This is a genomic window from Ewingella sp. CoE-038-23 (assembly GCF_040419245.1).
Classification (GTDB): Bacteria; Pseudomonadota; Gammaproteobacteria; order Enterobacterales; family Enterobacteriaceae; genus Ewingella; species Ewingella allii.
Genome location: NZ_JAZHOH010000001.1, coordinates 2,793,608 through 2,817,617, shown reverse-complemented (window position 1 = coordinate 2,817,617; position 24,010 = coordinate 2,793,608). Strand labels below are relative to the sequence as shown.

General features: G+C 49.1%; 32 protein-coding genes. 30 read left to right on the top strand and 2 right to left on the bottom strand.

The window, feature by feature from the left end; genetic code table 11:
- Window positions 1-13 precede the first annotated feature (13 nt).
- From V2154_RS13315 to V2154_RS13205, 23 genes are all read left to right on the top strand, one after another.
- Window positions 14-847, top strand: a complete 834-nt coding sequence (locus tag V2154_RS13315) for an antitermination protein (protein WP_353502653.1) — start codon at window positions 14-16, stop codon at window positions 845-847.
- A gap of 466 nt (window positions 848-1,313) precedes the next feature.
- Window positions 1,314-1,517 (top strand): class II holin family protein, encoded by a 204-nt coding sequence (locus V2154_RS13310; protein WP_353502652.1) that lies wholly within the window; start codon window positions 1,314-1,316, stop codon window positions 1,515-1,517.
- A complete protein-coding gene (locus V2154_RS13305; RefSeq protein ID WP_353502651.1) occupies window positions 1,517-2,002 on the top strand; it encodes a lysozyme in 486 nt (161 codons plus the stop codon). The genes V2154_RS13310 and V2154_RS13305 overlap by 1 nt, the downstream gene beginning before the upstream one ends.
- A gap of 35 nt (window positions 2,003-2,037) precedes the next feature.
- Window positions 2,038-2,454 carry a lysis protein gene (locus V2154_RS13300; RefSeq protein ID WP_353502650.1) on the top strand — a complete coding sequence of 139 codons (417 nt, stop codon included), beginning with the start codon at window positions 2,038-2,040 and terminating at the stop codon, window positions 2,452-2,454.
- Window positions 2,455-2,555: 101 nt separating this feature from the next.
- Window positions 2,556-2,885, top strand: coding sequence for a hypothetical protein (locus V2154_RS13295; protein WP_353502649.1), 330 nt, complete (start codon window positions 2,556-2,558; stop codon window positions 2,883-2,885).
- A 40-nt stretch (window positions 2,886-2,925) separates the two neighbouring features.
- Window positions 2,926-3,264, top strand: coding sequence for a hypothetical protein (locus tag V2154_RS13290; RefSeq protein ID WP_353502648.1), 339 nt, complete (start codon window positions 2,926-2,928; stop codon window positions 3,262-3,264).
- Window positions 3,265-3,409: 145 nt separating this feature from the next.
- Complete coding sequence (locus tag V2154_RS13285) at window positions 3,410-3,604, top strand: hypothetical protein (protein WP_353502647.1); 195 nt, start codon at window positions 3,410-3,412, stop codon at window positions 3,602-3,604.
- 3 nt (window positions 3,605-3,607) lie between these two features.
- Complete coding sequence (locus tag V2154_RS13280; protein ID WP_353502646.1) at window positions 3,608-4,024, top strand: terminase small subunit; 417 nt, start codon at window positions 3,608-3,610, stop codon at window positions 4,022-4,024.
- Complete coding sequence (locus V2154_RS13275; RefSeq protein WP_353503997.1) at window positions 4,024-5,277, top strand: PBSX family phage terminase large subunit; 1,254 nt, start codon at window positions 4,024-4,026, stop codon at window positions 5,275-5,277. Before V2154_RS13280 ends, V2154_RS13275 begins: the two co-directional genes overlap by 1 nt.
- Before the next feature lie 83 nt (window positions 5,278-5,360).
- Window positions 5,361-5,549, top strand: a complete 189-nt coding sequence (locus V2154_RS13270) for a hypothetical protein (protein ID WP_353502645.1) — start codon at window positions 5,361-5,363, stop codon at window positions 5,547-5,549.
- Between the two features lie 69 nt (window positions 5,550-5,618).
- Window positions 5,619-6,977: an anti-CBASS protein Acb1 family protein gene (locus V2154_RS13265; protein ID WP_353502644.1), complete on the top strand. Its 1,359-nt coding sequence runs from the start codon at window positions 5,619-5,621 to the stop codon at window positions 6,975-6,977.
- Window positions 6,940-7,890, top strand: coding sequence for a phage minor head protein (locus V2154_RS13260; protein WP_353502643.1), 951 nt, complete (start codon window positions 6,940-6,942; stop codon window positions 7,888-7,890). The genes V2154_RS13265 and V2154_RS13260 overlap by 38 nt, the downstream gene beginning before the upstream one ends.
- A gap of 12 nt (window positions 7,891-7,902) precedes the next feature.
- Window positions 7,903-9,159: a hypothetical protein gene (locus V2154_RS13255; RefSeq protein WP_353502642.1), complete on the top strand. Its 1,257-nt coding sequence runs from the start codon at window positions 7,903-7,905 to the stop codon at window positions 9,157-9,159.
- Window positions 9,160-9,170: 11 nt separating this feature from the next.
- A complete protein-coding gene (locus tag V2154_RS13250) occupies window positions 9,171-9,626 on the top strand; it encodes a gp53 minor capsid family protein (protein WP_353502641.1) in 456 nt (151 codons plus the stop codon).
- A 12-nt stretch (window positions 9,627-9,638) separates the two neighbouring features.
- On the top strand, window positions 9,639-10,715 hold the full coding sequence (locus V2154_RS13245) for a major capsid protein (RefSeq protein WP_353502640.1): 1,077 nt from the start codon (window positions 9,639-9,641) through the stop codon (window positions 10,713-10,715).
- A gap of 9 nt (window positions 10,716-10,724) precedes the next feature.
- Window positions 10,725-11,018 (top strand): hypothetical protein, encoded by a 294-nt coding sequence (locus tag V2154_RS13240; RefSeq protein ID WP_353502639.1) that lies wholly within the window; start codon window positions 10,725-10,727, stop codon window positions 11,016-11,018.
- A gap of 62 nt (window positions 11,019-11,080) precedes the next feature.
- Window positions 11,081-11,479, top strand: coding sequence for a DUF7370 family protein (locus V2154_RS13235; protein WP_353502638.1), 399 nt, complete (start codon window positions 11,081-11,083; stop codon window positions 11,477-11,479).
- Window positions 11,479-11,760, top strand: a complete 282-nt coding sequence (locus V2154_RS13230; protein ID WP_353502637.1) for a hypothetical protein — start codon at window positions 11,479-11,481, stop codon at window positions 11,758-11,760. The genes V2154_RS13235 and V2154_RS13230 overlap by 1 nt, the downstream gene beginning before the upstream one ends.
- Window positions 11,757-12,104 (top strand): hypothetical protein, encoded by a 348-nt coding sequence (locus V2154_RS13225; RefSeq protein ID WP_353502636.1) that lies wholly within the window; start codon window positions 11,757-11,759, stop codon window positions 12,102-12,104. Before V2154_RS13230 ends, V2154_RS13225 begins: the two co-directional genes overlap by 4 nt.
- A gap of 1 nt (window position 12,105) precedes the next feature.
- Window positions 12,106-12,516, top strand: coding sequence for an HK97 gp10 family phage protein (locus V2154_RS13220; RefSeq protein ID WP_353502635.1), 411 nt, complete (start codon window positions 12,106-12,108; stop codon window positions 12,514-12,516).
- Complete coding sequence (locus V2154_RS13215; protein WP_353502634.1) at window positions 12,513-12,896, top strand: phage tail termination protein; 384 nt, start codon at window positions 12,513-12,515, stop codon at window positions 12,894-12,896. Before V2154_RS13220 ends, V2154_RS13215 begins: the two co-directional genes overlap by 4 nt.
- 72 nt (window positions 12,897-12,968) lie before the next feature.
- A complete protein-coding gene (locus V2154_RS13210; RefSeq protein ID WP_353502633.1) occupies window positions 12,969-13,709 on the top strand; it encodes an Ig-like domain-containing protein in 741 nt (246 codons plus the stop codon).
- Window positions 13,710-13,763: 54 nt separating this feature from the next.
- Window positions 13,764-14,453: a DUF6246 family protein gene (locus V2154_RS13205; protein ID WP_353502632.1), complete on the top strand. Its 690-nt coding sequence runs from the start codon at window positions 13,764-13,766 to the stop codon at window positions 14,451-14,453.
- On the opposite strand, the gene V2154_RS13200 is transcribed toward V2154_RS13205, so the two are convergent.
- The gene (locus tag V2154_RS13200) at window positions 14,454-14,999 is read right to left on the bottom strand and encodes a hypothetical protein (protein ID WP_353502631.1); all 546 of its coding nucleotides are present in this window, start codon (window positions 14,997-14,999) and stop codon (window positions 14,454-14,456) included.
- A 147-nt stretch (window positions 15,000-15,146) separates the two neighbouring features.
- Between V2154_RS13200 and V2154_RS13195 the strand changes: the two genes are divergently transcribed.
- Both V2154_RS13195 and V2154_RS13190 read left to right on the top strand, forming a co-directional pair.
- The gene (locus tag V2154_RS13195) at window positions 15,147-15,500 is read left to right on the top strand and encodes a hypothetical protein (RefSeq protein WP_353502630.1); all 354 of its coding nucleotides are present in this window, start codon (window positions 15,147-15,149) and stop codon (window positions 15,498-15,500) included.
- 63 nt (window positions 15,501-15,563) lie between these two features.
- A complete protein-coding gene (locus tag V2154_RS13190) occupies window positions 15,564-18,188 on the top strand; it encodes a tape measure protein (RefSeq protein WP_353502629.1) in 2,625 nt (874 codons plus the stop codon).
- A 24-nt stretch (window positions 18,189-18,212) separates the two neighbouring features.
- Here the strand turns inward: V2154_RS13190 and V2154_RS13185 are convergent, their stop codons facing one another.
- Window positions 18,213-18,440: a hypothetical protein gene (locus V2154_RS13185; protein WP_353502628.1), complete on the bottom strand. Its 228-nt coding sequence runs from the start codon at window positions 18,438-18,440 to the stop codon at window positions 18,213-18,215.
- Window positions 18,441-18,499: 59 nt separating this feature from the next.
- Here V2154_RS13185 and V2154_RS13180 point away from each other — a divergent pair, with 59 nt between their 5' ends.
- The 5 genes from V2154_RS13180 to V2154_RS13160 are packed head-to-tail and all read left to right on the top strand — an operon-like array spanning window position 18,500 to window position 23,936.
- Window positions 18,500-18,850, top strand: coding sequence for a phage tail protein (locus V2154_RS13180; RefSeq protein WP_353502627.1), 351 nt, complete (start codon window positions 18,500-18,502; stop codon window positions 18,848-18,850).
- Between the two features lie 36 nt (window positions 18,851-18,886).
- Entirely contained in the window at window positions 18,887-19,591 is a 705-nt protein-coding gene (locus tag V2154_RS13175) for a phage minor tail protein L (RefSeq protein ID WP_353502626.1), read from the top strand.
- A complete protein-coding gene (locus tag V2154_RS13170) occupies window positions 19,591-20,304 on the top strand; it encodes a C40 family peptidase (RefSeq protein WP_353502625.1) in 714 nt (237 codons plus the stop codon). The genes V2154_RS13175 and V2154_RS13170 overlap by 1 nt, the downstream gene beginning before the upstream one ends.
- Window positions 20,253-20,780: a tail assembly protein gene (locus V2154_RS13165; protein ID WP_353502624.1), complete on the top strand. Its 528-nt coding sequence runs from the start codon at window positions 20,253-20,255 to the stop codon at window positions 20,778-20,780. Before V2154_RS13170 ends, V2154_RS13165 begins: the two co-directional genes overlap by 52 nt.
- A gap of 9 nt (window positions 20,781-20,789) precedes the next feature.
- Window positions 20,790-23,936 (top strand): TipJ family phage tail tip protein, encoded by a 3,147-nt coding sequence (locus V2154_RS13160; RefSeq protein WP_353502623.1) that lies wholly within the window; start codon window positions 20,790-20,792, stop codon window positions 23,934-23,936.
- Window positions 23,937-24,010: the final 74 nt, after the last annotated feature.

Here is a 24,010-nt window from a genome sequence, read left to right as displayed (position 1 = left end):
GAAGGAGAAAGTCATGAGCCTAGAATCTTCAGTGAAGTATCACTTTGCAAAGACAGCTAACTTTACCGGCATGCCTCCTGCGACTCGCTCAGATGCTCTTACTGGCACAGATCAGATGGCGGCAATGGGAATGGTTCAGTCTATGGCCCCGATGGGGTTCAGCGCTTTCATGGGGAAGGTTGGAGTTAGCAACTACGACGCAGAACGCGCCGTATCGCTATTAACAGATTATGCATTACAAACTTGCGACAAGGTTGCAGCCTTACGCAAACTCGATACGGATGTTAAACCACTGGTGGCGCAAACTCTCGCAACTTATGCGTACATGGATTATTGCCGGGCAGCATCCAGCAAAAAGCCATGCGAATGTTGTAAGGGAGAGGGGTTCATTGAGGCTGATGTATTCAGCAATAAATCCCACATGCCAATGCGATCACGTGAGTTTGTGAAAGCTTCGGTGAAAATGGGAGTAGAAGGCTTTATCCCATCGGCATATGAGGCCCATCGCGAAGTTAGAGAAACCGTCAGGGTTTTGTGCCAGGAGTGCAAAGGCAAGTGCGTGGTGTCTACAGCCTGTAGTGATTGTAATGGACGTGGTCAGGCGATTAATCGGGAAGAAACTAAGAGGCAGGGCGTTCCGGTTAAGCATGATTGTAAGAGGTGCGGGAGTCGAGGGTTTGAAAGAATCCCATCGACTGATGCTCACCGAGCGGTTTGCGAAGTTACCGCTGCTATCAGTCTCGACACATGGAAGAAGTCCGTTAAGCCATTTTATGACGCCCTTATCACTAAGCTGGAGGTTGAAGAGGCATGGGCAGATAGCGCCCTAAGGAAGGTTACTGCATAGCGAGTGAAAATATTGTGCATTAATTTATCGATAACTATTTACTTTTCCCGAACCTGTGTTATTGTTTCCTAACACTAGAAATCCGTGAATCTGTTACGGTGAGTGAAAAGCATAATGAAAGCCCTTGCAGAGATGTGAGGGCTTTTTAGTTTCTGCGCAACAGGTAAGAGCATTGACTAATGACGGGGTCATATCCCAACCCATTAGTGGCGTCGTTGCCCACCGCCGCTAAGTGCTCTTTCCGTTGTGGTGAAGTACAAGATGACAGTGCTAATGAATCGGGGACATCAGAACCCTTGAGCCGGGTTATATGGGGACGGCAACAACGCGACTTTAGCCTCGCACTTGCGGGGCTTTTTCAATTTAGAGCCACGCCAATCAGCGACCCTTAAACCCTTTCTCCATGTGGCGGCGGCTCTATTCCCTATGACCACACGCCCAGCTCGAATAACGAGAGGGGGAGACTATGAGAATGGACAAACTAACTACTGGCGTTGCATACGGAGCATCGGCGGGTAGCGTCCTGAACGGCCTGTTAAACACATTTAGTCCGGATCAGTGGAATGCTATCGGCGTTCTGGCGGGTATCAGCGTTGCGATACTCACCTACATGACGAACCTGTATTTCAAAATCAAAGAAGATCGCCGCAAAGAACTGAGAGGTGAGTAATGGCAATGTCACCATCACTGCGCAAAAGCTTACTTGCTGCGTCAGGCGGCGGTGCAATTGCGATAGCCACCATTCTGGTATCTGACTTAGAGGGCGTTCGCTACGAGCCTTATCAGGACGTGGCTGGCATAACTACCGTTTGTTATGGGCATACCGGACCAGACATCATTCAAGGCAAGCGATACACGCCTGATGAATGCAAAAGGATGCTAGACCGTGACTTGCTCCCATTCGCCAAATCTGTTGAGCGTTCTGTAAAGGTTCCTGCTACCGAATACCAGAAAGCAGCACTCATCAGCTTCAGTTACAACGTAGGCTCACGGGCATTCGAAAACTCATCTCTGCTGCGCAACCTTAATGCCGGCAATTACTCCCAAGCCTGTGAAGGGCTGAAGGTATGGATTTATGCTGGCAAAAAGAAGTGGAAGGGCCTGATGAATCGCCGAGCCATTGAGCAGGAAGTCTGTGAGTGGGGGCAGAAGTGAGCAGGATTAGACTAACCCCCATACTGATAATTATCATGGCATGCTTGCTCTTTGGCGTCAGCTATTACCAAGGCCAAGTCGCAAAGCTCAAGCATGATGTTGCCGAAATATCTCAGGTGGCAAAAGAGCACCAAGCCACCATCGACCTGATGACGGCCAGAAACAAGCTGGCCGCTGAACTCGACATCAAATACGCAAAGGAGCTAGCAGATGCCAAATCTGAAAATGACAGGCTTCGTGCTGATGTCGAGTCTGGCGCTAAGCGCCTGCGGATCAACGCTACCTGCAAAGCGCCAAACGCCTCCGCCACCTCCAGCGTGGATGATGCAACCAGCCCCAGACTTAATGACTCCGCTCAGCGGGATTATCTCAATCTCAGAGAGCGAATCGGAACAGCCACAAAGCAAATAGCCGGGCTGCAAGATTACATCACCAACATCTGCCTGAAGTGATTACAAAGCGTCTGCATGTCGGGCGCTTGATAATGACAAGGCACCTGCAATCGGTGAAAATAAAACGCATAATCACAAAAAATAAATCCGATGGTATGCAAATGAAAATCATCAATAGAAAAGAATTTCTAGACCTTCCAGCCAATACGCTCTTTAGCAAATACGAGGAATGCTCATTCGGGCCCATTGAGATCAAAGGCGATACCGCCGTTGGTATAGATTTTCTAAGCCAGCAAATAGCAGATGCTATTGATGATTCAAGTGAAGATAGATTCGACATCCTTATAGAGGCTGAAAAATCAGGATCTTCCTTCAGAATGGACTTGCATTGTGAGTACCGAGATGGGTTTTTTGATAAAGACCAATTGTTCGCTGTCTGGGAAAAAGAAGACGTGAAAATGTTGATAGATAGGCTTAACGAGTGCCTATAAGCAAGCCGCCCTCGGGCGGTTTTATTATTTGGAGCCATTAATGACTCAGAAGTGGAATATCACAGTCGAGACACAATCAGGCGAAATCTACACTGGAGCAATGACGCGCCAGCAACCTGAAATAGTGAATGGATTCGTAGCTATAGCCACAGAGAGCGGTGAATGGAATTACCTGAAGCCTGACACCGTGACTCGCATGCACTTCGCGCCAGTGGTTGATAAGCCTGTAGAAGTCGCGCCAACACCAGAGGAAGGGAGAGATAATGAAGACATCGACACTGACCTACAAAGTAAGCCTGAAGCCAAAGATGAAGTGGGTTCTATTTCTGGCGGCGGTGCTTCACTGGAACTGGCTGGCGGGCAAATGCTTCACCCATGAAGTAGTAACTGGCGAATATGTGATTTTATAAAGCTCTGTCAAGCGCAACCATAATGGCGATACACAGAATTTTATATAGGTTTTGTAATGCTAGCGTGTCACCTAATCACGGGATGATACTTCGCGAAATAGAGGAATGTTCTAAATGGCACTAAGTAAAGAGCAGCAGGCAACTTACTTCATGATGAAGGGTGTCATTTCTGAGCTTCCAGGCGAGCAAAGAAAAAAGATTGAAAGCCTTCATAAGAAGATAGCCAGCATCATTAAAGAAGATCACGAAGAGGGAGTGACTGCAATGACGCTCCTGATTCTAGAGCTAACAAAAAACCTGAAGGAATAGACAATGGCAGGTCTGACAATTAAGCAAGAGGCTTTCTGTCAGGCATACATCGAAACGGGTAATGCTTCAGAGGCTTATCGGACGGCGTATGCTGCTGACAAGATGAAACCTGAGAGCGTGAACCGTAAGGCCAAAGAACTTTTGGATAACGGCAAGATTGCGGCAAGGGTGGCTGAATTACAGGGAGATATTAAGCAGAGGCACAATGTAACGGTTGACTCACTCCTGGCCGAGCTTGAAGAGTCGAGACAGAAGGCATTGAGTGCTGAAACCCCTCAGTCATCAGCAGCAGTGGCCGCAACAATGGGCAAGGCTAAGTTGGTAGGTTTGGACAAGCAGATTATTGACCACACCTCTTCAGATGGCACCATGACCACCAAGCCTACCGTTATCCAACTTCTCCCTGTTGAGCCAAAATGATGAGTGACGCCGTTCAGCTGCCAATCCCTGCAAAACTTGCTCCGCTATTCACTGCCATAAATAAGCGTTATCGCTGCTCACACGGTGGTCGTGGCTCCGCTAAGACCCGCACCTTCGCCATGATGACGGCCGTTAAGGCGTATCAGGCAATGATGAATGGTCAATCCGGGGTAATACTCTGCGCTCGTGAGTTCATGAACTCGCTTGAAGAGTCAAGCATGCAGGAAGTTAAGCAGGCGATACTCGGCGTTCCTTGGCTGGCATCCCACTTTGATATTGGTGAAAAGTACATTCGCACAAAAGATAAGAGCGTTAGCTATGTCTTCGCAGGCTTGCGACATAACTTGGACAGCATCAAGTCTAAGGCTCGAATCCTGCTGTGCTGGGTTGATGAGGCTGAGTCTGTAAGTGAAATTGCATGGCAGAAGCTAACACCTACCGTCCGTGAAGAAGGTTCTGAGGTTTGGGTGACATGGAACCCAGAACGAGACGGCAGCGCCACAGACAAGAGATTCAGGAAAGAGGCTGGCGAGGACTGCATAACCGTTGAGATGAACTACACGGATAACCCTTGGTTTCCTGATGTTCTCGATGGTGATCGTCTTAACGACATGCGCAGGCTCGACCCATCGACCTATGCATGGGTTTGGGAAGGCGCATATCTGGAAAACTCGGATAAGCAGGTTCTTGCAGGTAAATATCGAATTTCAGAGTTCTCGGAAAATCTGTGGAAAGAAGCTGATCGACTTCACTTTGGTGCCGACTTCGGCTTCGCCAAAGACCCGAACACACTTGTTCGCTCATTCATCCTCCATAACCGTCTCTATATCGAATACGAGGCGTACGGTAAGCAAACAGAGCTTGACCATATGGCTGACCTATATGACACCATTCCAGAAGTTCGTAACTGGCCCATCAAGGCGGATTCTGCGCGACCAGAAACTATTAGCTATCTAAAGCGCCAAGGCTTTGACATATCCGCCGCCGATAAGTGGCCCGGCAGCGTTGAAGACGGCGTTGCTCATCTGCGTGGGTTTGACGAGATAATCATTCACCCGCGCTGCAAGAACGTAGCCTTAGAGGCTCGCATGTGGTCATACAAAACTGACCGCATAACTGGCGAAGTACTGCCAAAGCTTGCTGATGGGTTTGAACACTGCTGGGATGGCATTCGATATGGCCTTGACGGGCACATTAAGCGCAAAGCTCAAATGGTCGGAATGATGATTCCTAAGAGGCTACAAGGTAAGTGAGTTGAAATTAAATTCTCCTTTAAATTAAAGAAAATAGATTTTCCGCCGAAATTAAATCTAGTTTTCAAAAAAAAGGAGAGGAAATGGAAAGCTGGTTTGCTTCATATGAAGTTTTGACTCGTGATGGGCAGCGAGGCAAGGGTCATGGTTTCTTTCAAAGAAATCCTGACGAATCGATTGAGAATTTGGCTAAAAGAATCCTCACGCAGATAGCAAAAGACAGAGGATGCGATCCGGACGGGGCAGTTATGATTTCATTCAATCGCCTATAATTTACAAAATACATCAAGGTCGCCAAGGCGGCCTTTTTTATTGCCTGAACCCCACCAAACGGACACAGCATGAACAACAAACTACAACTCGCAGTGAATCACGCTATCAGTGATGCACGGCTTGCTCGTGCCCGCATGGCAATGGTTAACCCATCCATGGGGCTTGATGCAAAGCGCAGTGCCGCATGGTGTGAGTATGGATTCAAGGAAGAGTTGACCTTTGAAGACCTGTACAAGCTTTATCGACGCGGCGGCATTGCATATGGCGCCGTGACTAAGATCATCTCTCACTGCTGGAAGACTAACCCCGAAATAATCCAAGGCGACAAGAAGGATAAGTCTAAGCCTTTAACGCCATGGGAATCATCAATCAAGCAGGTTTTCAATAGCCGGTTGTGGAAAGTATTTAGTCAGGCCGATGGGCGTCGCTTGGTTGGTCGATGGTCTGGAATCTTGCTTCACGTTCGTGACAATAAGGCGTGGAACCTGCCAGTTGTTAAGGGTAAGGGGCTGGCAAAGATTTCAGCCGTGTGGGCTGGCGCCCTTAAGCCATACGAGATTGATACTGACATCAACTCCACGGCTTATGGCCAGCCTAAAATGTGGGAATACACCGAGAGCCTGCCTAATGGCGCAAGCCGACGCGTCCAGATTCACCCAGACCGCGTGTTCATTCTTGGTGACTACTCAGAAGATGCTATCGGGTTCCTTGAGCCTTCGTATAACGCATTTGTGAGTTTAGAGAAGGTAGAAGGCGGCTCGGGCGAATCATTCCTCAAGAACGCAGCAAGACAGCTAAATATCAACTTTGACTCCGGTATCGACTTCAACAACCTTGCGTCGATATATGGCGTATCGGTCACTGATTTACAAGAGAAGTTCAACGAGGCCGCTGTAGAGGTTAACCGTGGTAACGATGTCCTCCTGACCACTCAGGGCGCCAGCGTCACGCCTCTGGTTACTGCCGTTGCAGACCCATCACCAACCTACGACGTGAACCTTCAGACCGCATCGGCAGGCGTGGACATTCCCGCCAAGGTTCTTGTAGGAATGCAGACGGGTGAGCGGGCCAGCACTGAAGACCAGAAGTATATGAACTCTCGATGCCAGTCTCGCCGCAACAATGAGCTGTCATTCGACATTGAAGACTTCGCGCAAAAGTTAACTGATTTGCAGATCATCAACCCAGTGCCAGAGAAGGCGGTTATTTGGGATGACCTCAACGAGCAGTCTTCTTCCGACAAGCTTGATAGTGCAGCGAAGATGAGCACCATTAATCAGACGTCTTTGGCTTCTGGTGTCGAAGTGTTCAGCGTGGAAGAGATACGGACAGCCGCAGGTTTCGAAAACGATGCTGACAAGCCTCTTGGTGAATTAGAAGAGGATGAAGATGATGAGGAAGCAGAAGCCGGCAATACTGCCGCGTGATAACGGCGACCCGACCGGACTCGACCCGCTAGAAAGAAAGGCGATGAAAGACTTCGCCAGGCGATTAAAGCAAATCGGTAAAGCATACGCATCAGCAGTAGAAAGAATCCCCGCAACACTCTCAGTAAATGCCAAATACACCTACCAACTTGACCCATATCTTCTTTCGATGGTTCTGGATGATTCCAGCCTTCTGGTGGATTCGGTCTTGCTAGATGGTGGGCAAAATAATCTCTGGTTTAACGATGACTACATTGATCCTGCTTCGATAAGAGGAACTGCGCAGGCATACGTGAACCTCAGCCAGCAATCGGCAGTTTACTTGGCTGCCAAAGAATCCCTTCAGACCATACTCCTCAGCTCACCATATCAGCGCCGAATGGCATTGGTATATGCACGAGTATTCGAAGAAATGAAAGGCTTTGCTGCTGACGTTAAGCGCGACATGGCAAGGGTTCTTACAGATGGCATTGGGCGAGGGCTAAACCCGAAAGAGGTTGCTAGAAATCTTCGCGATCAGGTTGGCGTAGAAACCCGCCGTGCAAACACAATTGCCCGCACTGAGATAACTACAGCTCTTCGCCGCGCCAGATGGGATGAAGCAGACGATGCCAAATCAAGCCTTGGCCTGAAGGTGATGCTTCTGCATTTTTCAGCGCTTAGTCCAACCACTCGGCAGTCACACGCAATCAGGCATGGACATCTCTACACCACTGATGAAATTAGAGAGTGGTATGCAACCGGCGCGAATGCCATTAACTGCAAGTGCACTCAGGTTGAGGTTCTTGTCGATGACAAGGGCGTACCGCTCAACTCAAGCATTATCGAAAAAGCCAAAAATGAGTTTGATAGCCAATGGAAGAAGATGGCTGCCAACAGTTCAACATGTCAATGCTGCTCTCTTGCGGCGTGATGAGGTCCCTCAATGACAATGCAAGTCAACATCACCACCAAGGTGAATAGCAAGTCTATTCGCCGAGAGGTTTACAACAACAAAGAGCACTGGGTTCTGCCTAGCTACACGCTACCCGCCAACGTTGTGATGAACGGTGGTCTTTATACCGCAGAGCAAATCGACGCTCACTATACGGGCCTAGAGGGGACGTTAGCGCCATTGGGCCACCCAACGCTGAATGGCGAATTCGTATCAGCCTTCTCTCCAGAGGGTATCAATCAGGGCCATATCGGCGCATGGAACCGCAACGTCAAGAAGGCTGGCAACCGAGTCTATTTAGAAAAGTGGGTGGATATCGAAGTTGCCAAGCAGTCTGAAAAGGGGCGTGAGTTCTTAGAGCGCGTTGAAGCCATTGAGCGTGGTGAAGATGTTCCGCCAATTCATACCAGCATGGCCGCATTCCTGAACGAAGACGAGCCAACCGATGAGCAGGCAGCCACCGGCGCTAAATGGGTTGCAGACATTGTGAAGATGGACCACGACGCCATCCTACTTAATGAAGTTGGGGCGGCAACACCAGAGCAGGGTGTTGGTCTCATGGTTAACGCTGACCTTGCGACACCAATTAAAGCCAATACTGGCGCCCTGATTGGTGAGTCATATCGTGAACGTGAAAGTCGATTAGACCGTGCTGCTAAAGAACGATTCGCAATTGGTAGCGACGACTATGCATGGGTAGCTGATTTTACCGACACGCAAGTGGTCATTATCACCAACGGCGGCGCCGCCCAGATTTACGGATACAAGAGCGAAGGCGGAAAAATAACCTTCGATGACGCTGGGACAGAAGTTGCCCGTCAGGAGTCTTGGGTAGCCGTAGTAACGAACAAATTCCTATCAATTTTTAAACCGCAGGAGAAACCTGCAACCAACTCGGAGGGCGATATGCCTTTAACCACAGAAGAGAAACAAGAACTGGTGACTGAAATCGGTAAAGGCCTCGCCGCTAACTTTGCAGAAGCGTTGAAGCCGATCACTGATAAGGTCGAAGCCTTACAGGCTAACCAAAATAAACTGTCCGAATCTCTGACAGCTAACAGCCGCGCTGAAGAGAAAGTTAAGCGCGACGCAGTGGCCGCAAAGTTTGGCGAGGTTGTCGCTAACTCCCTGTCAGGTGAAGCACTGGAAACCATGTTTAAAGAACTTGGCGAGCCAGCGCCTCTGGGCACCAACAGCGGCCAGGCTCAAACAGAAACTGGCGCGCCTGACGCAACTAAATATTTCTAAGGGGAATGATAATGGCTTCTCGCTATCGTCGCGTTAACATCGACGGGCAGTCCTTATACAAGACTGAAACCCGCATCACCGCCGCTGCTCTTTTGCCCGGCACCGCCGCAGTAATTAATGCCAATGAGGCGTTCGCTCAGGCAACCGCTTTAAAAGGCCGAATCTACATTATCGACAGCGCTTACCACCAAGGTCTTAACATCCGAGAGGCTGTTCCTGTTGGTGACTCTGCCGTGGGCAACTACGTAGAAGAGGGGCGTGAACTGGCTCTGCTCTGCATGCCGGGCGCCTACAAAAAAGACTCTCCGATTAAGCTTGGCGCGAATGGTCAGTTCACCTTGGCAACTGCGGACACCGATTCGGTGATCGGCTACAGCCAAGATGAGGCCACCATTGCAGCAAGCTCTACCGACTTCATTCGCGTACGCATGCGCGTTGGCACTGTTGCTGCCGCTCCGGCTGCCTAATAAGGAAAATATATGTATTTCTCTAAAGAAACACTGGCTGCAAACAGTCGTCTTGGCGGTCACTGGAATGAGCTGTGGGCGCACCGTAACATCTGGAACTCGCAAAACAACGCGATGATTGCAGCGAACCGAGCGCACCTCACGGCTGATATGCTTGCTGCAAACGCAGTTGACGGCCTAAGTCGTGACTTCTGGGCTGAAATTGACCGTCAGATTATCCAGTTGCGCGATCAGGAAGTTGGCATGGAAATCGTCAATGACCTCATGTCAGTCCAAACGATTCTGCCTGTCGGTAAAACAGCCAAACTGTACAACGTGATCGGCGATATTGCTGATGATGTTTCAATCAGTATTGATGGTCAGGCGCCGTTCTCGTTCGACCACACAGAGTACGCGAGCGATGGTGATCCAATTCCTGTGTTCACCGCTGGTTATGGCGTTAATTGGCGTCACGCAGCCGGTATGAGCACAGTTGGGATTGATTTGGTTCTCGACTCCCAGATGGCAAAAATGCGCAAGTTCAACCTGAAACGCGTTAACTACTATCTGAATGGTGACGGCAATATTTCAGTGCAGGGCTATAAGGCTCAAGGCCTGAAAAACCACCGCAACACTAAGAAGCTGAATCTTGGTTCAGGCGCAGGTGGTGCAAGTATTGACTTGACCAGCGCTACCCCTACTCAGTTGATTGAGTTCTTCGGTAAAGGCGCTTTCGGCTCTCTGGCACGTACCAACAAAATTGCACAGTACGACATCATGTGGGTGTCTCCAGAAATCTGGGCAAACTTGGCACAGCCATACGTGGTCAACGGCGTTATTAGTGGAAACTTGCTTCAAGCTGTTCTGCCATTCGCCCCAGTCAAAGAAATCCGTCCAACGTTTGCACTGACAGGTAACGAGTTCCTCGCTTATCAGCGCCGTCAGGATGTGGTCTCACCTCTAGTCGGCATGGCGGTTGGCGTTGTGCCATTGCCTCGCCCGCTACCAAACGTTAACTACAACTTCCAGATCATGTCTGCTGAAGGCCTGCAAATCACCGCAGATAGCCAAGGCCTGTCTGGTGTTGTCTACGGCGCCGTATTGGCATAAGGGGTTAGCATGGCTAAGTATGAAGTTATTCGACCATGGAACGGCGTGAAACAGGGTGATGTTATTGAGCTTAAAGCCTTGCACCCGGCGCTGGCGTCAAATGTCAGACTGATGACTGGAGAGGCTGGCGGTGAATTAAAACCAGCAACACCTGATTCATCCAGTGCCGCAAAAGATCGGAAAGCAAAAATTCAGGAACGACTCACCGAGTTGGGCATTGAGTTTAAAGGCAATCTCGGCGCCGACAAGTTAGCCGAGCTACTGCCGGAAGGTGAGCTAGAAAAGCTCTTCCCTGAAGAATAAGCCGCCAAGTTTGAGCGGCTTTTTTAATGCCCTTTTCGGAGGGCTTTATTCTGGAGTCAGTCATGTTAACCATAGAGCAGGCGAAGGAATATCTTCAGTCCGTTGGTATTACAATTCCCGATTTCGTTCTTCAGGCACTGGTTGATCAGGCCAATAGCATTCAGGAGTGCTTGGAAGCTAATTATCCGGCATCTACAGCACTTCTCATTCAGCTTTACCTACTTGGATTGATGGGGCTGGGGCAGGGCGATAAATATATCAGCTCTCAGACAGCCCCGTCAGGTGCCTCGCAGTCATTCAGATACCAGTCGTTTGGCGATAGATGGAAAAGCTCTCTCTCATTGCTTCGTGGGCTGGATAAGAAAGGCTGCGCCACTTCCCTGATACCGCCAGACCCAACGCAGAATTCATTTGCTGGCATCTGGATTGGCAAGGGTGGATGCATGTGTGGAGGAAAGTAATGGCAAATTGCATCGGTTACCCCTATTCGAAGCTTGAGGTTGAAGTGACCTACGACATCGGAGAAGGGAATCAGGTTTATGCGGAAACGCTAAGGCCTGATGAGCATAAATTTCGCTTCTTTGATTGGCTTGGATTCAGCAACCAGACGCCACCTGAATTCGTCGTTCTAGCTGATGGCGACTTCATCAGGTCGTTGTATGTGAAGAGGGTAACCATTCGCAGGTTCAAGAAGTGCGCAGAGGGTGACTGCCCAGATCAATTTAGCGAGTATCAGTTGTGAGCGCCTTAATGAGGTGGAGCTGCACAGCTGTAGCCACTTATTGGAAGCAGTTAGGGATTGGCGAGAATAGCGACCCGATAGGTTATGCGGCACCAGTGCAAATACTCTGCGACTACGGAGGTGATGCTACGGCGCGGCTTGGTTCTATTGGTGTTGAAATCAACATCAAGAACACTTTCTGGACTGAGTTCGCTGAGGCTGAGAAGGGTGATTACATTCTCATTGGCCCATCGGATAACCCTGACCCTGTTGAAGCTGGCGCAGATGAGGTTATGCACGTCGTGAGATGGGCTGACACCTTTGACCGCACGGCAGACGACTACGGGATCATCACTGGAGTCTGATATGGGAATCAAGGTTAAAGGAGTAAGAGAGGCCCAAGAGAAGCTTAATGCTGTAGTTGGTGACATCACCGGGCGCAAGGCTGTAAGGGCGATGACAGGAGCTTTGATAATCATCGGCTCAGAGGCTGATGCGATAACGCCAGTTGCCACATCTACACTGGTCAATTCCCAATTCAGGGAGCTATCAGTAACCGGAACAAGAATAACCGGACGCATAGGTTACTCTGCAAATTATGCGGTATACGTGCACGAGGCGAGCGGCAAACTCAAAGGGAGGCCAAGACCCAAAAAGAATGGCGTGGCTCAGGGTAATTACTGGGATACGGGCGGTGAACCTCAGTTCCTTGAGAAGGGTGCGGAGCGTGGAAAACCATCGGTTGATGCCTTCATCAAAAAGGAAATGCAGTTATGAATCCTCCGATGTATCGCCGCGTCAGGGATTGGCTCGTTGATTCTGGCCTGACGACTGGTTTCACCGTACAGACTTTGGTGTGGACGGATAGCGGGAAGCTAAGTGACGCCTTTGTCGTGTTCCGGCCCAACAATGGCACAGCCATCCAGCAAGGCCTTGGCGCTGACCATTACGTGCTGATTGATGTGATTGGCGCGAAGGGTAGGAACGGGCAAGCTGAGGATGTGGCGAGTGCCATTATCGACTTCATCCAATCCAACCCCATGCCTAATGATTGCATCGGTCATGTCCAAAATATGGGCGGCTTCCCATCACCTGTCTTAACGACTGAAGGCCGAATGGTTTTCAGGATTCAGTTCTCAGTCACCTACGGCGAATAACAGCCGACAAAGTTCTCAGGTCGCCAGATGGCGGCCTTTTTTTATACCTAAAAACCATCAAGAGGTTTGAATATGGCTATCTGCCAGACTGATAATTCCAAGCTATTTGGCCGCGCCATCGTTTTAGAGGTGGCAGATGGCTGTGCTGATACGGTTCCAACTGAGGCCCAGTGGAAAGCATTGGCGGCCGGTACGAGCAAGGGCTTCGACTTCAGCCCTAACACCGTAACCAGTGACGCCGATGACACCAAGGGCTATGTCGAGAACATCGTCACCAACTCTGACTTCACCGTCAGCTTTGAGGGCGAGGTTCGCAAGAACGACAAGCTTGACCAGTACGGCATCGGTAACTTCATCAAGTATTACAACTCTGAAATCAAAGCGGCTCGCCAGCCTACATTATGGGTGCGCATGGAGTATGGCCCTGTGACCTTCGTTGGCTACATGGTAATCACCGCGCTGAGCTCTGACGGCGGCACTAACGACATCGTTACGTTCACCACAGAGTTCAAAGTGGCGGATGCTGACACTGTTGACGTTACCGACACCACAGCGCCAGTCCCAGTAGCCAGCGTTAACGTTACTCCGGCAACATCTACCGGTGCAGTCGGCTCAACCGTGCAACTAACCGCGAACGTTCTTCCGGCGGATGCCACTAACAAGACTGGCGCGTGGTCTTCATCTGACACTACGAAGGCAACAATCACGCAGTCAGGTCTGGTGACTCGTGTTGCGGTGGGTTCTGCGACGATGACATACACCACCAACGACGGCGCTAAAACTGGCAGCAGCGCTATCACCATCACAGCGTAATTATCACAGTGGGTATTTTCGAATGCCCACGATGATAACTATTTGAGGCGTGATATGACCCCACTTAAAGAGATAGGCGAGCTGGTTGTATCAGACGCGAAAACCGATTACTTCTTCCGACCTTCATTCGTCAATATGGCGAAGATTGGCGAGCCGAAAGAGATTGTTGAGGCATTTGCAGAGCTGCACAGCGATGAGGTTATCGACACGCTATCAAGGGCGGTTGAGGCCTATGGTCATGTGCCGGCCTGGCTATCTGAAATCGTCCTGAAGCCAGAATTCAGCAAGAATGCCATCAGCGCTGCGATGAATGTGATGCAGGCCTGCTGTGATGCTGACCTGTCTCCAATTATCGGCGAGCTTCGACCCAGCAAGCGCGGCAAGAAGGCATTCACCTATCTGGCTGGCTCGATGCCGCTTAGTGACATGATAGTCATAGCTCGCTCCCTGATAACTCACGGCATTATCGGCAAGGCCAAGGTTCGCAGGCTTCAGCGCCACGAATCAGGCGCATTCGTTAACGAGTTTAACGCTTTCGAATACATCAGCGCTGCTCGAAATCACTTCAATATGCCACGCATTGAGGCTGAACAGCTGAGCATGACCGAGTTCCAGTTGATGATTTCAGCCAAGTATCCAGACCAAAAAGGATTCACTGCCGAAGAGTATGAATCCGTTGCAGATGAGTATCTTGCGAAGAAGAAAATGCGAATGGAAAATGCGGAGCAATCCGCCTTGAGATAACTATTTGAGGTGAGAAAGTGAAGGGTAAATATCAACCAAAAAATGACGAACATGATTCATTAGCCACTCCGCGCCACCGACCTCTCTCGAGCGAAACCAAACGGAGACTTTCTCATAGGTTCCCTGATACTCTAGAGGGGTGTATTCCCACGCAAGACAGCTTTGCGAATAAGCCAATGGATGGGGTTCCGATTTATCATCCAAGTATAATTCGCTAATCCATTTATAAAAGTGCTCATCCAATATGCGAAGATCTTCGGTAGTTCGTTTCCGCATTGAAGGGCGGAAAGAAAACTCAACGTATCCCGCGTAAAATTCTTCATCAGGGCCAAAATCGCAACCGAAGGTCATGAAGTGGCCATCTGAATTATTTACCTCGGATACAAATCTCTTAAGCCATGGCCAGTCTGAAATCTCGTGTATTTCTTCAATCCTGTTGGGTTCTAAAATTAAGTCAATGCCTCCATTATTGACTCCTCCATCTTCTCTAACCTCCTTCCTATAAGGAAATCTTGTGAAGTGGTCGTTTATCTTGGCCTTTTCCATGTGCTTAACCTCTAGCTTGGGATTTATCAGGTTACCTCGTGGACGATGGTTGTGAAATGCTGACAAATGATCAGTGCATAGTTTTGCGTTAGGTTGCGGTCATCATCTGCTAAAATATTTCCACTTGTTACGAATGGGGATATGGATGTGAAGAAGGTTATAGGGCTATTTTTGGTGACGCTAATCCTCACTGGGTGTCAAAAAGATGACGAAGAGACATTTAAGTTTGCAGAGAAAGTAATTTCTAATGAAATGAAAAACAGCGAACCACTAAAATTTGATGAGATGAAAGTCATACGAGTCGTAAAGTTTTCTAATGGCACGAGTAAGGGCGTCGTTTGCGGCGTGGTTTCTTCTCCTGGACAATACAAGGGCTACAAGCCATTCGTTGTAATGTATAAGGTTGAGTTTGGTGCTTTAAATGGGGCTAAGAGTTATGCCTTGGATGACAAAATACTTCCAGATGAAGATGACACCACGGCGATACTTATGTGCAAATAATTTTTTCACCAAATCATGCAATCCAACCCGCCTCGTGCGGGTTTTTTATTTTCGGAGAAACAAATGTCTACTGTCGATGGTGGGAAGCTTCAGTACGAAATAGATATCGAAACAGCAAAGCTTATTACTGGCAGTAGAAAGGCCTCGGTAGTAATTGAACAAATGAGGAAAGATGCAGAAGCAGCTGGTTCCGGTCTGGATAATATGGGCAGGAAGGGTAATAAAGCTGCCGGAGAAATGGGTTATTTGAAGTCTGCGCTAAGTGGTGTTGCCAGTGCAATCACCGTGGCGTTGGTGGTTGACTATGCCAAGGCGTTTCTCACTGTTGCAGACAATATAACTCAGCTTCAGTCGAGAATTTCACGACTAACAGCCGATGTCAGCCAAGCTTCTGCAACATTTCAAGCGCTTTCACAGATAGCTTCAGTATCTGGCGCGAGCTTACAGGACACGCAAAAGCTTTGGGAGAAGCTCACCTCATCATTAAAGGGTACTGGAACAACAAACGACCAGATTCTATTTTTAACAGATACCCTACAAAAAATCGGACGCGTTGGTGGGTCTTCTGCTGAAGAAATGGCAAATGCACTGCGCCAATTCGGTCAATCCATAGATGGTGGCGTGGTTAGAGCGCAAGAGTTCAACTCTGTAGTTGAGAGTATGCCCGAGCTGGCTAGGCAAATGGCCGCTGGATTGGGCATGTCAATGGGGCAGCTTCGGCAGGCGATGCTTGAAGGGAAGATCACAGCGGAGGCCGCACTTAACGCAATTGCAAAGCAATCTGGAGTGGTAAACGAAGAGTTCGGAAAGCTGCCAAGAACCATGGATCAGGCCAGCAACTCATTAACTATCTCGCTGCAAAACCTTATAGGAAAAATGAACGATGCCATGGGCGCAAGCACAGCCATGGTTAAGATCATTGACTCTGTAAGCTCAGCGATTGATAGGTTGAGCGGTAAGACAGATACCGCATCGCAGAAAATTGCTGATCTAACTTCAACCGCAGAAATGTATCAAAGAAGAGCTAGGACTTGGGCTTGGATTGGGCTTGACGGATGGTCAGCGCAGGACAAAGCAATTGCAGGGCTAAGCAATAGGGCTGCCACGCTAGTTGGTGACCTTGACTCCGTTTCCAAGGCAGGGGTTAAGGTCGGAAAGATCGATTTGGGTGCTCAAAAAAACCCAAAAGAAGATGTGTTAGTTAAGCGCTCTCAGCGAAGAATAGAGCTATCAAAGCTGGAGGGGGAGGAAAGGGCAAGACTTCAGGCGCAGTATGATGCGGAAGATGCGGGAATAGCCAAAGACGACCCTATTGTTAAGCGATTGCAAGATCAATACGCAGAGACAGAGAGAAACACCGCAGCCAGAAAGGCCAATAATTCGGAAGGTAAAAAATCCGCATCTCAGGCCCAAGCTATTGCAGAAAAGCTGGCAGACCTAAAGCAGCAGTCAGAGCTAACTGGTGACTCCACAAGGGAACTAAGCAGGCAGCAAGCAATATTAACAGCCCAGCAATCATTAGGTAGCGCCGCCACCGAAGAAGATATAAAACTAGCTGGAGAGTATGCTGCCGCCAAATGGGATACTGGCAATGCCATAAGAGCGCAGGCAGCAGCTGAGAAGCTTATTGCTGAGAAAGGGGAGTCTTCAAGGTATGAGCAGGAAACTAAGGATTTAAACACAGCCCTGTCAGCCAAGAAGATCACTCAAGACCAATACAATAAAGCCGCAGAGAAATCCGAACGAGAGCACCAAACAAATCTCGCCAAGATACGCTCAGATTCAGTGGTTAGCCCGCAACAGGAAGCGGCAGGTCTTGTTGACCCAGTTCAGCAACTCGCCAACGAAAACGCCAAAAAGCTTGCGCTCATCCAGCAGTTTGAAGCCAACAAGACCATCACCGAGCAACAGGCGATAGCTCTTAGAAGCGACGCCAATACTCAGTATGAGAAGCAGCGCATGGAGGCTCAGTGGGAAATATTCCGCAATCAGAGTCAGGCCAATGAAATGCTCGCATCATCTCTGGATGCATTGCAAGGCGGAGCATCAAGCGCAATAACCGGCCTGCTCAATGGCACCCAGAGCTTGCAGGAATCCTTCGCCAACATTGGCACCACTATTCTGAACAGCGTTGTAAGTAGCTTCGTTCAGATGGGTATCGAGTGGGTCAAGGCTCAGGTGATGGGTCAAGCGGCTGCTACTGCGGCTCTTGCAGCAACTATCGGGCAAGCCACCGCCGCAGCTTCTGCTTGGGCACCTGCTGCAATTAGCGCATCCATTGCCACCTTTGGCTCAGCCGCTGCTGTTGGTCAGACTGCATATGCAGGCTCTCTACTTGCAGCCAAGGGGATGGCTATAGCCGGGGCTCGTTATAACGGCGGGCCAGTCAGCGCCAACTCGATGTATAGAGTCGGCGAAAAGGGTAAGCCTGAAATCTATCAGGCGAGTAACGGGAGTCAGTACATGATTCCTGGTGACAATGGGCGAGTGATTAGCAACAAGGATATGCAAGGAGGTGGATCAGGCGCTCCATCTTTGAGTCAGGTTATGAATTTAACCATTAACACCACTGGTGGCGTTGATGATGCCACCATCAAGCAGCTAAGGAATGCTTGGAGAAGTGACACCCTTGCGCTGATTAAGGACCAGAGCACCAGACCAAATGGGATGATTGCACCTAGAAAATAGTGAGCGGCATTGCTGCCGCTTTTATCAATTTTCTGGCTTAGTTGTGGCAACGTTGATCATTCCCATCGCCGAATTTTTTATGTCTATAAAATGGTTTGAAAGTTTCGCATCTGAGGAAATCATGGCGTCTGTCATTGAGTCAGTTAAATTCTTCAATATTTCCTGATTCTCATCGCTCATTATGGCGATCATATTCTGCACTACTATTTTAATCGCCATGATCTCTTTTAGGGAAGTGCTTACGTTTTCCATTATTTTATCCTCCAATTTAACTATCTATAAACCCAATAAGAATATACTACGGAGTTAAAATGCCCGAAACATTCATCTGGTCACCGCAGAAAGGCTATACGGTAACTCAGCAGCCAAACGTTGCAGTTGTTAAGTTGGGTGACGGCTATGAGCAGCGTCAAGCGAAGGGCATTAACACACTCATGGATACTTATTCTCTTACCTTTCGCGGTATTGATGACAAGTGCGGCAGGCCGAATGTAGTCAAGGCTGTCAGGTCTTTCCTGAAGGCAAGAATGGCTGTTGAAGCGTTCTTCTGGACGCCGTCAGATACTGGGGTTAGGGCGCTCTATGTATGTCGGTCATGGTCGGTCACACCTACGGGGTCATTCTACGAACTAACAGCAACATTTGAGCAAGTGCCACGATAAGCCACCTACGGGTGGCTTTTTTAATGGGAGATATTTGTGCGCGACATACCCGCAGAACTAATTATTGAAAGCGTGGACGCAGGTGTCGGCGCATTCTTAGACCTGTTCGAAGCTGATTTACAACCGATGGGCGGTGACGTTCTTCGATTTCACTCAGGAACCAATGGCTTCTACACTGACGTGATATGGAAAGGCCGAGCATATCCAGCCTATCCGATCGCGGTGGAAGGGTTCGAGATGAAGAACGAGGGGACTTACTCTCGCCCTTCAATGGCTGTAGCGAACGTATCAGGGCTGATAACCGGCGTGAATCATGACTTTGCAGACATGATCGGCGTTGTAATAACGCGCAGACAGGTGCCGGTTAAGTTCCTCGACGCGGTTAACTTCCCCAATGGAAACCCAGACGCTGACCCAACCAAAGAAGGCGTTTCTCGTTACGTTATTACACGCATGACAGAGGAAACGTTCGAGCAGGTCACTTATGAGTTGGCTACGCCGGTTGATTGTGACAACGCTGTAATGCCAGCGAGAACAATACTGGCCGATGTTTGCCAGTGGATTTATCGCGGGGAAGGTTGCCGGTATAGCGGCCCTCCTGTGGCTGATGAGCGAGACAACCCAACAAACGACCCGTCAAAAGATAAGTGCTCCCATAGAAAGTCAGGTTGCAGATTCAGATACCCACGCCCGGCACCCATGCCAATCAGTAGCTTCCCCGGCTCTCAGAAGGTTACCTAATGCAAGAGTGCTTAGATTATGCGGCATCGTCGCAGGATGAGGTGTGCGCGCTGATCATCAACGAATCCATTTTTCACCCTTGCAAGAACGTTCATCCAACACCTGCTACAAACTTTCGCATCAGCGATGACGACTGGCTTGCTGCTGAAGAGATTGGTGAGGTTACAGCCGTATTTCACTCACACCCTAAGCCTAGGACAGTGCTATCCGGCGCTGACAGAAAGTCGCAACTGGATACAAGGCTGGATTGGTGGCTTGCTTCTGATGGTGAGTTGAAGAAGTTCAGGCCAGTGCCACGCCTTCTGGGGCGCAAGTTCGAGCATGGCGTTATGGACTGCTACACGATTTTCCGCGATGCCTATCACCTGTGCGGAATAGACCTCCCTGATTTTGAGCGAACCAATGGTTGGTGGCTAAGAGGCGAGAATCTTTATCTAAAAAACATGGTGGTGAATGGTTTCCATGAGGTTTCAGGCGCGGAAATCCAGCCGGGCGATGTGATTATCCGTCAACCATTTGCGGGCACAGACCCGTGCCACGCCATGGTCTATCTCGGAGAAGACACAGTCCTCCATCACGACTGCCAAGGACATATAAGCCGCAGAGAGCCATATCGGCTCGCTTACGTTAAGCAGACCCATTCCATCTGGAGGCATGAAAAGTGCTCATCTTTAAATTTGCAGGGCATCTTCGAAGACATATCCGCTCTATAGAGATGAACGTAGCCACGCCAGCTCAGGGGTTGAGATTGCTTCTGGCGCAGAACCATGAGCTTAAGAAGGACTTCATGAGTTCAAAAATACGAATGCGTGTAGCGGGCGAAGATGTTCTTGAGGAATCGATTAACTGGCAGATGGACAGAGAGTTGCCAGACGGTTCAGTAGTCATATTTGTTCCAGTTGTTGAAGGGGCTATCACCGGTACGGCTGTTCTTGTTGCCACTTTGATTGTGGCCGCCGCGTCAGTTGCTTACTCCATTTATATGGCGCGCAACATGAAGTCCAAAAACTCAGCTGACGCCGCACAAAGCAATAGCATCACCAACAACTCGTTTACCAGCGCAGAGAACCGCGTCGGTCAAGGTAGGCCTATTCCCATCCTTCTTGGCGAGATGGTGGTTGGCTCTAACGTTGCCTCTTTAGGTATCGACACGAGTAACAACCAAGACTGGTCAGAATCAATTAGCTAAAGGTGAATTATGTCTTCAGGCGGCGGAAAGGCCTCAACACCAACCCTCATCGATGATAACCTCAAATCAAAACAATTCCTCAAAGTTTTAGACCTCATCAGTGAGGGGCCAATTTACGGGCCGGTAGACCAAAATCACCTTTCATCGTTCATGCTCAACAATACTCCGGTGACTAATGCCAATGGCGATATAAGCCTGAATGGCGTGAGCGTGGCGTGGCGTCCCGGCTCTGAGTTTCAAAGCCCTATCAACGGGTTTTCTGCGATTGAAGCCACGACTATCGTAAATAATGATGTGACCTTCAACACGCCATTGGTCAGAACTATTTCTGACAGGGATGTAACCCGCGTTCGCTTGAATATTGGTGTTAGTTCGCTAGTCCAGCAGGACACCAAGGGCAATCAAAGCAACACATCTGTGACCATGGCTATCGATGTCAGGACTCAGAATGGCCCATTCCAGACCGTTAAGACGGTAACGATCGGGCCAAACAAGATATCTGGGCCATATCTGGAAGCGCATGTTATTGACGCGCCGGATATCAAACCTTTTGATGTTAGGGTTCGTCGCATCACGCCAGATAGCACCAGCGACCTGTTAAGCAATGGCACAGTCTGGAATAGCTACGTTGAGATTACAGACGATAACCTTTCATACCCATTCTCAGCGATGGCTGGAGCAGTAATCGACCGCGACCAGTATACGGATACCCCAAGCCGTACTTATCACCTTCGCGGGCTGATAGTTGATGTTCCTGATAACTATGACCCAATCAATCGAACATACACTGGCATTTGGACTGGCGGATTTAAGCAGGCTTGGACGAATAATCCGGCATGGCTTTTCAGAGCGCTTGTTAAGAATAACCGTTTTGGTCTTGCTAAGGTTGCTGGTTATGTCGATGTCGATGATGGCTCTCTTTATGTTCTTTCGCGCTATTGCGATCAGTTTGTAGATGACGGCTACGGTGGGCAAGAGCCACGCCTAACCCTAAACGCTTATATCACTGAGCAAACCAGCGCTAGGGAGCTTCTGGATAAGATTGCAGGCATGTTCCGTGGCATTGCGCTTTGGGATGGCTTGCGCCTTACCGTCATGATTGACGCACCGCAGGACCCGATTGCCGCAATCACAAATGCCAATGTAGTTGATGGAAAATTCACCCGTAGCTCCACTCAGCAATCAGAGCGCTTTAATGCCGTGGTTGTCTCATGGACCGATCCAAATAATGGTTGGCAGCAGGCTAAAGAATATGTGGCAGATGATGAACTGATTGTTGCAAGTGGAAAGTATAACGAAACCACGATTGAGGCGTTTGGTTGTACCACTCGGGGACAAGCTTGGCGGGCAGGTAAGTGGTTGCTTGAAACTGCCAAAAGAGAGGGTAAGCAGCAGACGTTCCAGATGGCTCGCGACGCAATTGGTTTCACTCCGGGCGATATAGTCGAAATCATCGACAACAACTACACCGCTGCAAGATTGGGTGGACGAATCATGTCGCACTCAGGTGCGGTTATAACGGTTGATGCTGACGTTTCCACACTTGCGACAGCGAATGACACCATGTCCATCATGGGCAGTACTGGCAAGCTGGTTAAATATCAAATCGCTAGCGTATCCGGGAAGGTGATCACCCTTAAAACAGTTCCGCCATGGGTGCGCGATGGAACCGTATTTGTCATTTCAAACTCTGCCGTAAAGTCCCAATTGTGGCGCGTTCTTGGCATTTCAGAAACTGAAAACAACTCTGTTTACTCAATTACCGTTGGCTTCCATGATCCAAACAAACAGGATGTTGTTGATAACGGAGCAGTTTTCGAAATACCAACTGACACTCTGAATGGCTACCGAGTTCCGAACGTTGAGAACCTTAAGATCATCAACACCAATTCTGAAACCGTGCAGGTAACTGCAACTTGGGAAACCGCCACGGCGACCAGAAAGTTGATGTTTGAGCTTAACGTTTACACTGAAGATGGGAAGGTTGTTGCTCAGTATGAAACAGACCAGTTCCGTTATGACTTTTACGGTCTGAATGCAGGGGTTTATTTCCTTGGGGTTCGCGGAAGAAACGACAACGGGATGAAGGGCGCTGAGACGCAAGTCAATCTTGTTATTGGCGCACCTCTGCCGCCATCCAGCGTTATCTGGACGCCGGGATTCCTCTCTGCTGGCATAGTTCCGGTAATGCGCATTACGGCAAGCTCTGATACCACGTTTGAGTTTTGGTTTTCTGGTGAAGTGAGGATAACTAATCCTGCGTTGATAGAAACACAGGCTCAGTTCCTCGGAAGGGGGAATCAGTGGAGTCTTCACAACCTTAAAACCGATAAAACCTACTACGTGTATGTCAGAACAAGAAACGCCTTTGGGGTATCTACCTTCGTGGAAGTTTCTGGGCAGGCATCATCTGATATCCCCGGAATTATTGACTACATTGACGAGGGAATTAAAGGCTCGGAGGCATTCAAAAATCTCACAAGCCAAATCGACACCAACACAGATGCAATCATCGAAACAGCAATCGCCAACGATGCTGACATCCAGCGCAGGCGGGTAGTTGATGGGCAGAACACCGCCGAATTCCTCAGCATTACTACCCTAATAGCAACCAATGATTCAGCATATGCGCAGAAATTTGAGCAGCTAACGGCAATATCAGGCCAGAACTCAGCTGCTGTTCAGCAGGTTTCTACCGCTGTTGCTGATTTGAACGGGAAGCTATCTGCACAGTGGGGTATAAAAGTTCAGGTTGACAGCAACGGCGTTAAATATGGCGCGGGAATGCAGCTTGGCGTAGAGGGAAGTGGTGGCGCAATTCAGTCATATGCATTATTCAGCGCTGACACCTTCGGTGTTTATAACCCAAATAATGGTTCATTTGATTTAGCATTCGTTATTAAAAATGGTCAGACGTATATCAAAGAGGCATTCATTGACTACGCGTCATTCACTCTTGCAAAGGTTGGCTCTTGGTATTCTGCAAATTATGTTGCGGGGCAATCAGGAACGATTATGCGTGCAGATGGGTCATTTGAATTAAATGGATCAACTGCCGGGGAGGGGGCCATGAAAATAAGCAACTCAACACAAAGTGTTAAGGACGGTAATGGTGTTCTTAGGGTGCAAATAGGAAGATTGACAGGAGTGTTCTAGTGGCAGTGTACGGGATACAGACATGGGACGCCAATGGCGTCCCTAACAACACAGGTATCGTACAGGTTATGACA